At 49.6% G+C, this 13954-nt stretch carries 12 protein-coding genes and 2 pseudogenes; 11 read left to right on the top strand and 3 right to left on the bottom strand.

The features are described from left to right. Positions 1 to 280: pseudogene (locus tag IQ260_RS01830) on the top strand (ABC transporter ATP-binding protein); the annotation flags it as partial. Here IQ260_RS01830 and IQ260_RS01825 read toward each other — a convergent pair. After that, positions 273 to 1043, bottom strand: coding sequence for a HEPN domain-containing protein (locus tag IQ260_RS01825; RefSeq protein WP_193990306.1), 771 nt, complete (start codon positions 1041 to 1043; stop codon positions 273 to 275). The pseudogene IQ260_RS01830 and the gene IQ260_RS01825 overlap by 8 nt on opposite strands. After that, positions 1027 to 2091: a ParA family protein gene (locus IQ260_RS01820; RefSeq protein ID WP_193990304.1), complete on the bottom strand. Its 1065-nt coding sequence runs from the start codon at positions 2089 to 2091 to the stop codon at positions 1027 to 1029. The genes IQ260_RS01825 and IQ260_RS01820 overlap by 17 nt, the downstream gene beginning before the upstream one ends. A gap of 81 nt (positions 2092 to 2172) precedes the next feature. Between IQ260_RS01820 and IQ260_RS01815 the strand changes: the two genes are divergently transcribed. From IQ260_RS01815 to IQ260_RS01775, 9 genes are all read left to right on the top strand, one after another. After that, on the top strand, positions 2173 to 2655 hold the full coding sequence (locus IQ260_RS01815) for a type III secretion system chaperone family protein (protein ID WP_193990302.1): 483 nt from the start codon (positions 2173 to 2175) through the stop codon (positions 2653 to 2655). Between the two features lie 154 nt (positions 2656 to 2809). Further along, on the top strand, positions 2810 to 3733 hold the full coding sequence (locus tag IQ260_RS01810; RefSeq protein WP_193990300.1) for a Ycf66 family protein: 924 nt from the start codon (positions 2810 to 2812) through the stop codon (positions 3731 to 3733). 322 nt (positions 3734 to 4055) lie between these two features. Further along, complete coding sequence (locus IQ260_RS01805) at positions 4056 to 5228, top strand: response regulator (protein WP_193990298.1); 1173 nt, start codon at positions 4056 to 4058, stop codon at positions 5226 to 5228. Positions 5229 to 5258: 30 nt separating this feature from the next. Beyond that, positions 5259 to 5873: a hypothetical protein gene (locus tag IQ260_RS01800; protein ID WP_193990295.1), complete on the top strand. Its 615-nt coding sequence runs from the start codon at positions 5259 to 5261 to the stop codon at positions 5871 to 5873. Between the two features lie 105 nt (positions 5874 to 5978). Next, positions 5979 to 8894, top strand: a complete 2916-nt coding sequence (gene ileS, locus IQ260_RS01795; RefSeq protein WP_193990293.1) for an isoleucine--tRNA ligase — start codon at positions 5979 to 5981, stop codon at positions 8892 to 8894. 84 nt (positions 8895 to 8978) lie between these two features. Beyond that, complete coding sequence (locus IQ260_RS01790) at positions 8979 to 9416, top strand: transposase (protein ID WP_322744873.1); 438 nt, start codon at positions 8979 to 8981, stop codon at positions 9414 to 9416. A gap of 91 nt (positions 9417 to 9507) precedes the next feature. Continuing rightward, positions 9508 to 9918 carry a P-loop NTPase family protein gene (locus IQ260_RS01785; RefSeq protein ID WP_193990291.1) on the top strand — a complete coding sequence of 137 codons (411 nt, stop codon included), beginning with the start codon at positions 9508 to 9510 and terminating at the stop codon, positions 9916 to 9918. Beyond that, positions 9915 to 10562, top strand: coding sequence for a VOC family protein (locus tag IQ260_RS01780; protein ID WP_193990289.1), 648 nt, complete (start codon positions 9915 to 9917; stop codon positions 10560 to 10562). Before IQ260_RS01785 ends, IQ260_RS01780 begins: the two co-directional genes overlap by 4 nt. A gap of 27 nt (positions 10563 to 10589) precedes the next feature. Continuing rightward, entirely contained in the window at positions 10590 to 10943 is a 354-nt protein-coding gene (locus IQ260_RS01775) for a DOPA 4,5-dioxygenase family protein (protein ID WP_193990287.1), read from the top strand. Positions 10944 to 11110: 167 nt separating this feature from the next. Here the strand turns inward: IQ260_RS01775 and IQ260_RS01770 are convergent, their stop codons facing one another. Further along, positions 11111 to 13036 (bottom strand): M10 family metallopeptidase, encoded by a 1926-nt coding sequence (locus tag IQ260_RS01770; RefSeq protein ID WP_193990285.1) that lies wholly within the window; start codon positions 13034 to 13036, stop codon positions 11111 to 11113. Between the two features lie 228 nt (positions 13037 to 13264). On the opposite strand from IQ260_RS01770, the pseudogene IQ260_RS01765 reads away from it, so the two are divergent. Beyond that, positions 13265 to 13666 (top strand): annotated as a pseudogene (locus IQ260_RS01765) (ISAs1 family transposase); the annotation flags it as partial. Positions 13667 to 13954: the final 288 nt, after the last annotated feature.

Raw genomic sequence — 13954 nt, 5'->3', positions numbered from 1 at the left:
CGCCCTAGTCAATCATCCCAAACTGATCCTGGCCGATGAACCCACTGCGGCCCTCGATAAAAAATCAGGTCGAGACGTGGTGACCTATTTACATAATTTATCTCGTGAAGAAGGCTGTACCGTTTTAATGGTTACCCACGACAATCGCATTCTGGACGTGGCCGACCGGATCATCAACCTGGTGGACGGTCGACTGGAATCGGACAGCAGCCCCAATGCCTTCGTACAAAGCAAAACCCAAGCCCTAACAGACGTCAGCGCCGACATGTTTATTATGTAGTGCCAGGTCCCAATAATAGGCTCTGATGAATAGCTTCAACCACTTGCTCAATAAAGGTTACCGCTTCATTAACTAAGATTTCATCAATAGGCCAGCGGTTACCAATACCGTAGGTCACATCAATATCAGCCTCATGGGCAATCTTATTCCTTCGCTCCACAATAAGAGTTAATTTCTGTTTCACAATTTCGGCAGATGTATTTAACCTCGCAGCTACATTTGTCCATAGCGAAATATCCGAGATTAGTCGAATCGCATCAGCAATATTGTTAGGAGTTTGAAAACTTTTATAGCTCAGGCTCTCGCGGATTTCATCCTCCAGCCAGGGACTGCTATTGAGACGATTAGCGATACTACTTGTAACCGCAGGGAGCAACTCATTCAATCGGCAAGATTCTGCGGTGAAGTCCGACCCCATAGACTGCTGGATATCCTGCTCCAGCCAAGTGGCAATATCCAATGCAATCAGCCGCTCTTGACGAGCATTACCCAAAGATACTTTGAACCGGGAAAAGGCGGACTGAGATGTATTACGAGAAAGGGCTGGCTCTGGTCGCTGTCCCCGATGGATCTCTAACATGCCCAAGGTTGCCACCTCATGGATGTAATAATCCAGAGCACTAACGGACATCACTAAAGCAGCTCTGAGAATATCGGTTAGGTCAAGCACTGCCGTAGCTTGCGTTTGCACAGAACCATGGATGGCGATCAAATCTCGAACACGGGCAATGCTGATACGAAATTGATCAAGCGCTGACTGCATAAACAGAAGACGTAAGACCGATGATTTTATCTGCTAATTCTTCAAACGTTTGTCGAAACTCAGCTTGCTTATTTTGATTATTTTCTAAAACTTGTCCAGTTTGCTGTAATTGCTGCTGAGTTAAGGCATATACTGGCGTCGAATGTTCTTGAGATAGAGCGATCAAACTGTTAAAGTCAGGAATTTTGACAAGACAGAAGGATTCATCAATGCCATTTTCTCTATAAATCTGCCCAGACAGAGTCATCCCATTATTGTCAAGAACAGGAACTAGCTGATCAGAAACTTGATTTTCGATTTTAGTAACCCATTGTTCAAACGCAACAGTCACTCTGCCCTTTCTGACGCGATAATTCTGAACGATAATTCCCATGAAGCGCGGGCTGGTATCAGGAAACGGATAGGCTGCTTCTCGAAGAGTTGGCAGTGCGCTTGCCCTTTTTGCCCAGGCTGCCCACTTGGGCAGAATTGTACTTAAAGAATTTATTGCCATTAGAGAAAAGAAATCAGCCGCAGTAGGCACTAGGAAAAAATCGCTGGTCATCAAAAGGTTTTGATTTATAGAACCTAAGCTAGGACTCATATCAATAAGGATGTAATCTGCTTGCAGCTGCTCAGCGGTTTTCTCTAAAAGAAAATTGATGGAGCCAGGAACATTTCTAAGGGTCTGAATTGAGCCGCTCAGTTCCTGGGCAATGCCAAGAGTTACCTCATATTCAGCTAAACCAACATGCCCCGGTAGCAAAAATAATCCTGCTTGTCCTTCAACAGGAATGCAGTCTACAGCTTCAATAATCCGTGGCTGGGATTCGAAAGCTGGAGCTAAAGCGGTCTTTATATTATTAGGAAGATCGTAAAAGGATGCTAGATCTGATTGGTCATCCTCAGTGTCTGTACCCAAAACCATTCCCGTCAAATTACACTGTGGATCGGTATCTACAAGAATTACTCTTTTACCTTTTGATGCCAGCATCCAACCCAAATTAAATGTGGTGGTAGTTTTACTCACCCCACCCTTGTGATTAAAAAGAGCAATTTTCTGAACCACGGTACTGATGGCCTCTTAGAAGCTAAATCGCCTATAGTATAGCGCTGGTTTATTCGTTGAATAACAGTAGTTTAACTCTATATGAAGTTTGAAAATTCGGCTCAAGAGCTGACCTATGAGCGGGTGCAAGATTACCTGCAGAGCAGTTTGTTTAAGTCAACAGTGCGAGCTAGTGAGGAGCAGCCGTCCTTTGACTTGCTCTATCAAGACACCACGCTAATTGAGCTACAGGTACTACTCTGGAATACCCATCCTTACCCTGATCGGGAGCTGGCCATTGTGCGGGCTAGTAGCTGTGTGGCCATTGGCTGTGGTCCAGAACTAGAGCTGCTGCGGTTTTTGCTAGACGAAAACCGTAAGATGCGGTTTGGTTCATTTCAGACCGGTGAGGCAGGTACCGTATTTTTTGCTAATCGCATTCTAGGCGGCAAGCACATGGACCCGACGGAACTGGAGGTGTGTCTGCTTTCGGTGGGTGCGATCTCAACCCGCTACAGTGACATCATCATTGACAAATTCGCAGGGCAGCGTGCCCTCAACACCCCACAAGCCTCTAAACTATAAAAGTAAAAAACGAACGTCGCCCCATGGAAGACCTCTCAGCTTACGACGGCATTTTTGCAGTGCTCGCCATTATCATCTTGATCAGTGGCTTCATTATGCTGTTTGGCAATCTCATCGGCGTCAATAACAACTGGAAATAGCTTAGTCGAAGCAGATGCTGGCAAATGTGTTGGCCGTAATTATTGGGGCAGGCAGTTTAGCCTTTTATTTGGTCGCCTTTATTCTGCCAGAGGTGCATCGCCGCTCAGATTTTTTCTGGAGCGGTGTTGGTATGTTTTATGCCGTGGTGCTGTGGTACTGCGCCAGACAAATGAACGGTGCCGTGCTGCTGGGGCAAACCGCCTCGGTGGGACTGTTGCTGTGGCTAGGGTATCAAACCCTGCTGCTGCGGCGAGAAACTACCCCGGCGGCTCAGCAAACCCCGATTCGATTGGGTAAGTCTGAACGCGATCGCACCGCCAGCCGTCCCATCGCTAAGGACTATGAATTTGTAGAAGACGGCGTGGAAGATGCGCTGGATCAAGACCCAGATCCCGACAGCCCCATCTTGCTCAAGTCGGCGGATGAGTTTGCCCCCACAATGGTCGTTCCAGCAGCGATGCCGACACCCACGGCTGAAAAAGACGAGCCAGAAAAGTCACCCCCTGAAGATATACCAGCAGAGATACCAGCCCCCCTCCAACCCTCTGAGTCCCGTGAACAGCCCAATCCCCTCGCGGCTGTTGGCATTTTTGTCGGCTGGCTCAAGGATGTGATCACTCCTCAAAAGAAGGAGCCCAAGCCGATGATTGAGCTACCACCCAGACCACCGTCCATTCCCAAACCAGATACCGCACCTAAATCAGATACGACCAATGCCGCAGACAGCACCGCCAAAATTTCCGATGAACCACCAGAGATCGCGGTAGAAAAGTCAAAGGTGTCAGCAGCAAACGTCAGTATATCGTCTGCCAAAGAACCATCGCCCACTAAAGATCCAGCACCTAATACCGCTCCCGAGGCTGTCCACACGCCCTCACCAGCTGTCGCCCAGAAGGATGAAGATAGCAACTGGCCTGACGATGAATTTTGGGATTAATTAGGACTAACCCATGTGCCATTTCCCTACACTGGTGGCTGCCAATGCGGCCAAGTCCGGATTAAGCAACACCCCACATCTGAGGAGTCTGTGGAGATGTGTAGGAAATTTAAGAAGACGCCGTAAAGTCTCTTAAAGAAATCTAGTGGTCTATAAAACTTGATGAACCGTCAGAGAAAAATACGCCTATACGCGTATTTTTTGTTTAAGGAAACTTAAATGCGGACACTCACTGGGTTTTTGTGACCTAATATACAAGTTGTTTGTAAGCGTTGTTTGTAAGCACAATTAGCGAGTAAGTCAATTGCAAACAATAGGAGCCATGAGAGCTGAAGTTGCCACGTCAAATGTACTGATTTCTGAACTGGATCAAAGGATCCAGTTTGCTAAGCAGAAACAGCTGACAGGCATTCTAGCGATCAAAAGTGGCCTGATTCATCAGTGGCGCTTATATTTTTTGGCAGGGCAGCTGGTATGGGCCAATACGCACACCCATACGAGACGTCGCTGGTATCGTCACCTCCTACAACATCGGTCTGACTTACTTAAGCATGGTCTGAGTGCCTATTCTGACTTGACCTATAATCGACTGGCTCGGTTGGTTATCTGTAAGCAGTTTAGTCGACAATTATTCTCAGATATCGTGACCGGGTGTATCTCAGAAGTATTGTTTGATCTGCAGCGACAGGGGACCCTAAGCTTCCAAGAAACCGGGCAGGGATTAACTTATCGCATTAAGTCTCAAAAAGCCTGTGATTCTTCCTACATAAATTTACAAAATATTCGACTATGGGCCCAGGCTAAGCATGAGTGGCAAGCTTGGGAAAACGCTGAGCTAGCCCAGGTGAACCCTAACGATGCTCTGGTGATAAAAGATTTAGCATCTCTAGAAGATTTGGCCTATCCACGTCTCTTCAAATTGTTGAGTGCGCTGGTCGATGGTGACCAAACCCTGCGAGATCTGGCATTAAAGATCAACCAGCCGCTGATTCCATTTGTGAGGTCGGTTTTACCCCATATCCACAGTCAGGCGCTGCAGCTGAAGCCTGTAGAAGATAAGGTAACTAAATCGGTCATCACAGCTCAAAATGACATAGTGGTTAAGCTAGCGCAGGCAACAATCCCTAAGGATGCCAGGATTGTTTATGTGAATGACAGTCTGGCTGATAATCATAAAATGGCAACAATTATTGAAGCGGCAGGCTATCGCTATAGCAACATTGCCGATCCGCTTGAGGTGTTGAAACAGTTAGCTCAGCTAAAGCCGAAGCTAATCTTTTTGAATTTAATGATGCCTGTGGTCAATGGCTATGAGCTGTGTGCCCAAATTCGGCGGATGTCGGATTTTAAGAAAACACCCATTGTCATGGTGGCTGGTAGCAACAGTGTTACCGAAAGGATGCGCGCCAAGATGGTAGGTGCATCGGAATTTGTGAGTAAGCCCATCAAACCGAAAAACGTGCTCAAGACATTGATTTTGCTAGGTATGATTTGAGCAGTCATTTTATTTTGTTGCTCCCAACTAATGCCTAGAGCCCCGATTATCCAACCCGATCAGTCCTATAGCTTTGCCGACTATTTCAAACTCAACTTTGCCCCCCAAGATATCTTGGCCTACTTCGATGTTTCCCTGCAGCGTCGTTCTCTAAACCTTCCACATCATGCTTGCGCTCTCGATCGCCTCAACGATCTCAAAACTCGTATTGAAGAGAGTTTGCCCCGCCTCAGTCTCACGAGTGAAATGGCTCGTCGTGAATTTCTTATTGCCCCGGTGCTTACCGATGTGCTGCATTACACTCAGGCTACCCTCAATGTTGAATACCCCGTTGCTGTTAATCATCAGCTCAAAGGTTCCCTGGATTATCTTTTACAAAACCAACAAATATTTTTGGTTATAGAGGCTAAAAACGAAGATCTGGAGCGGGGATTTATACAGCTTGCCATTGAACTCATTGCCCTAGACCAGTGGATTGAATCCGATCAGCCTGTTTTACCAGGGGCCATTTCCACTGGCAATATTTGGCAGTTTGGCCAATTTCATCGCCAAAACAGAGCCGTTACACAAGATCTAGATCTATACCGAGTACCTGCCGATCTCGAAGATTTGCTGCGAATTTTAGTGAAAACCTTGGCCCCGTGATCGAGTGTACCTAGATAGTAAAAAAGCTAAAACTATTGAACCGATAGGAACTTCTAAGGCAGAATGACGGGAGCGTAGTAAATTCCCATACTTTTCCCCTGCACCGTGACTGACCCCAAGAACGCCGACGCCAAGAGCTATAAGGACACCGTCCTGCTGCCCAAGACCGACTTTAGTATGCGGGCCAACGCGGTCAAGCGTGAGCCAGAGCTGCAGGCATTCTGGGACGACAGCAAGATTTATGAAACGCTTTCCCAAGAAAATTCGGGGGATGTGTTTGTGCTCCACGACGGGCCGCCCTATGCCAATGGCAACCTCCACATGGGCCATGCCATGAATAAGGTGCTCAAGGACATTATTAATAAGTATCAGCTGCTGCGCGATCGCAAAGTTCGCTACGTTCCCGGTTGGGACTGCCATGGTCTACCCATTGAGCTGAAGGTACTCCAAACCATTGACCGCAAAAAGCGAGCTAACCTCACACCGCTGGAGCTGCGCCAAAAAGCCAAAGAATTTGCCCTGGAGACCGTTGAGAACCAGGCCAAAGGCTTTCGCCGCTTTGGCGTCTGGGGCGATTGGGAAAAACCCTACATGACCCTGCAGCCCGAGTACGAGGCCGCTCAGCTCGACGTATTTGGTCAGATGGTGCTCAAGGGCTACATCTACCGAGGGCTGAAGTCCGTCCACTGGAGCCCCTCATCCCAGACGGCCCTGGCCGAAGCTGAGCTGGAATACCCCGAAGGTCACACCTCCCCCAGTATCTATGTAGGCTTCCCCATGGTGAGCGCATCGGATACCGCTAAAGCGGCCTTAGCACCCTACATGGATAACCTGGGTGTCGCCATCTGGACCACGACGCCCTGGACCATTCCCGCCAATGTGGCCGTCGCCGTCAATTCAGACCTCACCTATACCGTTGTAGAAGTTGCCTCTGGTGCCTCCTACAAATATCTGATTGTTGGTAAGGACCTGATTAAAACCCTGGCCGCCTCCTTTGACACTGAACTTACCCCCAAAGTGGATATCAAGGGTGCGGACTTAGCAGGCTCCACCTATCACCATCCGCTCCATAAAAAAGAAGACACCTTTAACCGCGAAAGCCCCATTGTCATCGGCGGTGACTACATCACCACCGAGTCGGGTACTGGCCTGGTACACACCGCCCCTGGTCATGGTATAGAAGACTTTGGCGTCGGTCAGAAGTATGGGTTACCCATCCTCTGTCCCGTAGATGCAAGGGGTTACTTTACCGCCGAAGCAGGCAGTTTTGAAGGTCTAAACGTTCTAAAAACGGCTAATGAAGAGCTGATCAAGGCCCTGACCGAAGCTAATACCCTACTTAAGCACGAACCCTATCAGCACAAGTATCCCTACGACTGGCGTACTAAAAAGCCCACTATCTTCCGTGCCACTGAACAGTGGTTTGCCTCAGTCGAAGGCTTCCGTGATGAAGCCCTCAAGGCGATCTCCGATGTGCAATGGATTCCGGCCCAGGGAGAAAACCGTATCACCCCCATGGTGGGTGACCGCTCTGACTGGTGTATTTCCCGTCAGCGCAACTGGGGTGTACCCATCCCGGCCTTCTATGACGAAGAGACCGGCGAGGTTCTCATGAATCAGGAGACCATCGCCCACGTGCGCGATATCTTTGCCGAGCACGGTTCCGATGCCTGGTGGAGCATGTCTGTAGAAGAACTGCTGTCCGAGACCTATCACAACAATGGCAAAACCTACGTTAGAGGCTTTGACACCATGGACGTATGGTTCGACTCTGGCTCCTCTTGGGCGGCAGTGGCCGACCAGCGCGACGCTCTCAAGTATCCGGTGGATCTGTATCTAGAAGGTTCAGACCAACACCGAGGCTGGTTCCAGTCCAGTTTATTAACTAGTGTCGCTACCCACGGCTGTGCCCCTTACAAAACTGTTCTCACCCATGGGTTTGCCCTGGATGAAAAGGGACGCAAGATGAGTAAGTCCATCGGTAACGTGGTGGACCCCTACGAGATTATTGAGGGGGGTAAAAACAAAAAACAGAAACCGCCCTATGGCGCGGATGTATTACGTCTGTGGGTCTCGTCGGTGGACTATTCGTCTGATGTACCCATCGGTGACAACATTCTCAAACAGCTGGCGGATGTGTATCGCAAGATTCGCAACACATCGCGATTTTTGTTGGGTAATCTCTATGACTTTGATCCAAAAGAGAACGCTGTGCCCTACGAGCAAATGCCCTCGCTGGATCAGTACATGCTGCATCGCATGACAGAAATCTTTGCTGAGGTAGAGTCCGCATTTGATACCTATCAGTTCTTCCGGTTCTTCCAGACGGTGCAAAACTTCTGTGTGGTGGATCTGTCGAACTTTTATCTAGATATTGCTAAAGATCGTTTGTACATCAGCGACGCCGACTCTTTTCGCCGACGCAGCTGTCAAACTGTGCTGGCGGTTGCCCTGGAGAACCTGGCTAAATCTGTTGCACCGGTACTGTGCCACATGGCCGAAGATATCTGGCAGTTTATGCCCTACGACACCGGCACCAAGTCAGTGTTTGAGGCGGGCTGGCTAACGATCGATTCGCAGTGGGCAAAGCCGGAACTGGCGGATACTTGGAATCAGCTGCGGGAGCTGCGGGATGAGGTGAACCAGGTGCTGGAGCAGGCCCGCTCGGCCAAGGATATTGGCTCGTCGCTGCAGGCAAAGGCGTTGATCTATGTGGCGGATGCTCAGCTACGAGACCAACTTAAGGCGATGAATCCGGACGATGCTGTGGCGGCTGGGTCTAGCCATGTGGATGAGGTGCGGTATTTGCTGCTGGTGTCCCAGGTAGAGATTTTGGACAGTGCCAACGGACTGAAGGATATCAAGTATCGCAGCGAGTCCGACGCCTTTGGTATCGGCATTGTGGATGCAGATGGGAAAAAGTGCGATCGCTGTTGGAACTATTCCACCCATGTGGGCGAGTCAGCAGAGCATGAAACCATTTGCGAGCGGTGCGTAGATGCCTTGAATAGCAAGTTCTAACAGACGACCGGCTGATTACAGAAGATCATCAATGCCTATACGGGAGGCGGTATTTTCCAACGGGGGCTGGCCAAACAATTCGGAGTGGCTAAGAGTTTTATCCAAAAACTGCTCAAGCAGTACCGAGAGACCGGTTCGATAGCGCCCAAGGTTAGAGCGGACTATAGCTTGATGGGGGCAACCGATGGACTGACCTTTGAAGCCTTCATTAGTCAAAAACTGGTCCCACAGTTGTGGAAGGGCACTTGTGTGCTTATGGATAATTGTTCGGTCCATCTGGGCGAGACCGTCCGCGAACTGATTGAGGCTGCGGGGGCTCGGTTAATTTACTTACCTCCGTACTCACCAGATTTCTCGCCTATTGAGAATTGTTGGTCTAAAATCAAGAGTCGTCTCAAGAGCATCGGTGCAAGGACCTACCCTGACTTGGTCAAGGCGATTGAATATACCTTCTCAGAAGTCTCTCTTGACGATATTCGGTCTTGGTTTACGCACTGCTGCTACTGTGCCTCAGAAGACTAGAAAACGCTGTACTACATTCGCTAATGGTATGGGTAAGGATCTAATTCTCACCTAGCTAGCATATAAGCTTTAGCCATTCTTAACCTCGACAGTGTCGAAAGTTCTGCCCTTATTTTACTACGCTGCCCATGATGAACTCCTACGCCAAGATAATTGGGTAATCGATGGATTTGGCTCTCTGGATACGGTATGGGAACGGTTATATACCGCTGATACTCTGGTGTATCTTGATCTGCCTGTGGTACGCCATGATTGGTGGGTGACGAAGCGATTTCTCAAAGGAGCAACCCTCGCTGGCTGGCCAGACAATAGCCCCCTAATAAAAGGAACGCTAAACTCCTGTAACACAGTCTGGCTGTGCCATACAAAACTGACACCTAAGTACCGGGAGTACGTGGAGCAGGCTAGGGGAACGAAACGGGTTTATCATTTGAGATCGCTCCAGGAAGTCAACCATTTTCTGCGCATGATTACATCAGAATTCAAGGATAAACAACCATGATCCTAGAACTCGATCACGTTTTTATATTGGTTGAGCCAGAAGCGAAGGTAGCCGATCGGCTGGTTGCACAAGGCTTTCAGGAGGGACCAAGAAATACCCATCCCGGTCAAGGTACCGCCAATCGTCGGTTTTACTTTGCCAATGGCATGCTGGAATTCCTATGGGTGCAGGATGCTGATGAGGCCAGAAATGGACCAGGTCGGGATCTGCGCTTTTCTGAGCGAGATGCAAACCCTACGGCCTCTCCTTTCGGCGTCATTTTTCTACCGCACAAAGATAATGCCAGTCTAGACATGCCTTTCCCTGGCTGGCATTATCAACCAGCCTACTTTCCACCACCTAACGGCTTCCATGTGGGCGCAAATTCTCACAATATAGCTGAACCGCTCTGTTTCTATTTCCCGTTCCAGACGCCAGGAGTTCCTAAGCGTCAGCCCGTCCCCCGCAACCCCCAGACGATTAGTAATGTCACCATTTTTACGCCATCGACGGATACCAAAGGGGTATTGGAACTCGTTTCTCAGGCCGATCGGTTCTCTGTGCAATTAGGTCGCGAACATCTCATGAAAATCACGTTGGATAATCATGCCCTGGGACGCCTTGAAGATTTTCGCCCCGCCATGCCGCTAATCTTATATTGGTAGGTATCAAACGCTTTTTGCTATTCACCAATGACAAAACGACCGGCCAACAACTACGAGCAGTACCACGCCCATGTCTATTTTGATGAAAACTCCGTGGCCAAAGCATTCTCTATATGTCAGGAAGCGGGGAAGCTGTTCGGGGTAAAGGTGGGCCGAGTTCATCAGAAGCTAGTGGGGCCACACCCTCGCTGGAGCTGTCAGCTGGCCTTTGATAAAACACAGTTTGATGGGCTGATCCCATGGCTTGATAACCAGCGGGAAAATTTGACGGTGCTTGTACATGCGCTGACAGGCAGCGATCTTGAAGACCATACCGAACATGCCTCCTGGCTTGGAGATCCCATCCCGCTCAAATTGTCAGTTTTCGGGGAGAACCCATAGTCCCTGCAGTGGATCCCCTGCCCAATCAGTTCAACTCCAAGCCCCCAAACCCTTAAGATTGAGGGCTTGGGGGCAAACAGTGAGACGTTAATCAGCTTATGTGTAGCTTACAAACGATTGAGTTGGCTTACTGAGCATCGCAGCAGTGACTCCAATCAGCTAGCGCACTAGACGTAGGTAAACTGGTTGGTGTCAGCCAAGTTTAGGCTGGCGGCGTTCACGTTTTGGACGATGCCGATGAGGTCACCCCCGAAGCGAATACCGGCCCCAGCAACGCCATTGACCGAGACATTGCCCAGGGTGTAGAAAGCCGCACTGCCGATCAGCTGGATTCTATCAGCAACATCTCCTACGAAGTTGTGAACATCAAAGTCGCGGATAACAGCATGGTCAGTATTACCCTGGTCGTTGTAGAACACACGACCGTTTTCTCCGAGGATAAAGGTGTCGCGGTCACTCATGCTGCCACTGCGGAGAATATCGCGCTCACCGGTTCCCTGCGCAGCGTGAGTAGTACCATTGAGCCGGTCGTTACCCAGACCGCCGACAATACTGTCATTACCACGGCCACCGAGAAGATAGTCGTTACCGTCGTTGCCGTAGATGCGGTCATTGCCGGACCCACCGTAAACGGTGTCTATGCCAGCCCCTGCGGAAATAAAGTCGTTGCCACCCAGAGCAGAAATAAAGTCATTACCACCGTTGGTATAAATCCGGTTAGCGCCATTGGTGCCAATTACAATATCGGCCCCGTTGCCTGTGCGGATGTTCTCAAAGTTGCGAATCTCTTCATTGTAGTATCCAGAGAAGCTAGCAACCTCGGTGGAGAGATTGTAGCTACCACCGCCATTCCAGTGACGATAATCGACGGTATCAATACCGCTGCCGCCATCCATAAAGTCATCACCACTGCCGCCGCTGATAAAGTCATTGCCAGAACCACCCCAGATCCAATCGCGACCGCTACCACCATGGAGAGAATCATTGCCAGCACCGCCCACAATGATGTCGTTACCAGCGTAGCCGTAGATGCGGTCGTTGCCACCGTTGCCTCGCAGATAGTTGTTGGCACTGTTGCCGTAGATGCGGTCGTTGCCGGACCCACCGTAGGCATTTTCAATCAACGAACGGGTATCGCCGTTGTACTGGAGGGCGTTAAATACATGGCCGCGAGCATAGTTACCATCGCCAAGATAGGCCCGCTGGTCATTGCCGCCCACATCGAGATCGCTCCAGCTACCGGGAGCCAGATTTACATTGAGATTGTTACTGTAGTTAGAAAAGTCGTAGGTATCGATGCCATTACCATCCCAGATGGTGCGGAAAATATTGTTTCCACCGGGTTGCCCCTGACCGACGCCATTAACAAACATTTCACCCGTGGTGGTAGAAAAGCGGTAGGTGGTGTTGCCAGAGTTATGGTTAAAGTTAGCCCCATACATTTGTTGAATGGCTCTGATGTCATACATCATTAGAGACTGGGCATATCCCCAAGTTTCATTGCTATAGCCACCAACGAGCGGGTCGCCCTCGTAGGAACGATAGGTCATGATGGAAAATTCCATCGAGTCCCGGTTCGCATTCATGGCGACATTGCGAACTCCACCGGTTTCATGACCGTGCTCTAGACCCAGGGCATGGCCGATTTCGTGGCCAAAGGTGTGAAAGGCGTAGTTACCCATCTGGGGGCTGTTGTAGCTGGTTCTGTTAAAGAAAATATCGCCAGCTTGAACAGACCCACCAGGAAGATAGGCATAGGCGGTGCGAGGGTGGCTAGACTCCGCCATCCGCATGGTGGCATGGCGATCGCTAGCGCCAGAAAGCTCAATCATATTGAGGCCAGAGACACTCTCATACATGGCCATCCAATCACGGGTGGCTGAGCGCTGAGCGGCATTGAGTGGGGAGAATGTCGCGTTGTGGACACCGCTGTTGGGGTAGCCGGATTCGTCTTCGTAGTCGTTGCGAAAGTTGCTAGTAAAGCTGTAGGTGACGTTTCTCGATCTCCAACGTCGGTTAGCCACTAGGCTGTCGATATTATTGTTGCCGGTTGAAGTGTTATTAGTTGTGCTAGTGCCAAATCCGTAGGCCATGATTCAGACTCCAATTTTGGGGATAGGGGGCATCATCCACAGGAGACAATGCTGAAATGGTGAGCAGTGTAAAGCGTCGCGGGATGACCGCGTTGGGGCGCTTGTAAACAGTGTGAAAATACTGTTGAGTAGGTAAACCGGAGAGGACGTTAGGTTGTTTGTTTTTTGTCCTTTCAGTGGGTACTCATGAAGAAAGCTGGGCTTTTATGCAAAAGCTGGATCTTTCTAATGCAACTCAAGCCCAAGCTCAGCCTTGCCGACCATTTCAAGGGTATCGAAGACCCCAGGATAGAGCGTAGCAAAGATCACTTGCTGATTGATATCCTGACCATCGCCATCTTGGCTGTTATCTGCGGGGCCGATGGCTGGGTCGGTATTGTCACGTATGGGAAGGCAAAACATACGTGGCTGAAGACGTTTCTTGCCTTGCCCAATGGGATTCCGAGTCATGATACGTTTGCTCGAGTCTTTGCCCGTTTAGAGCCTGAGCAATTACAAGGATGTTTTCTAAGTTGGGTGCGGTCGGTGAGTCACCTAACGGAAGGTGAAGTGATTGCGATTGATGGCAAGACTGTGCGTCGTTCCTATGATGAAGGTAAAGAGAAAGGGGCCATTCACATGGTGAGTGCATTGGGTTTTGGATGTGGCCTTCCGCGAAGATGAGTGTCGAATTCGCTCGGGACACGCCCCTGAGAATTTTACTCTGCTCAGACATCTGGCGCTAAGTGCCTTAAACCAGGAGAAAACGGCGACGGTGGAGTTAAAAACAAGCGTCTACGGGCTGGATGGGATGATGACTACCTACTCAAGGTGTTGGCTGGTTAAGATGCGATTGCCCTAGCGATTCAGCCTTGAGCAGCGTGCCCTTTATTTGGCCTAAATTTAGGTAGTCACATAACAGCACATCGATCTTGTCGC

This window comes from Leptolyngbya cf. ectocarpi LEGE 11479 (assembly GCF_015207065.1).
Classification (GTDB): Bacteria; Cyanobacteriota; Cyanobacteriia; order Phormidesmidales; family Phormidesmidaceae; genus Leptothoe; species Leptothoe ectocarpi.
Note: the sequence above shows the minus strand (reverse complement) of the source record. Positions and strands in the feature narration are given on the sequence as shown.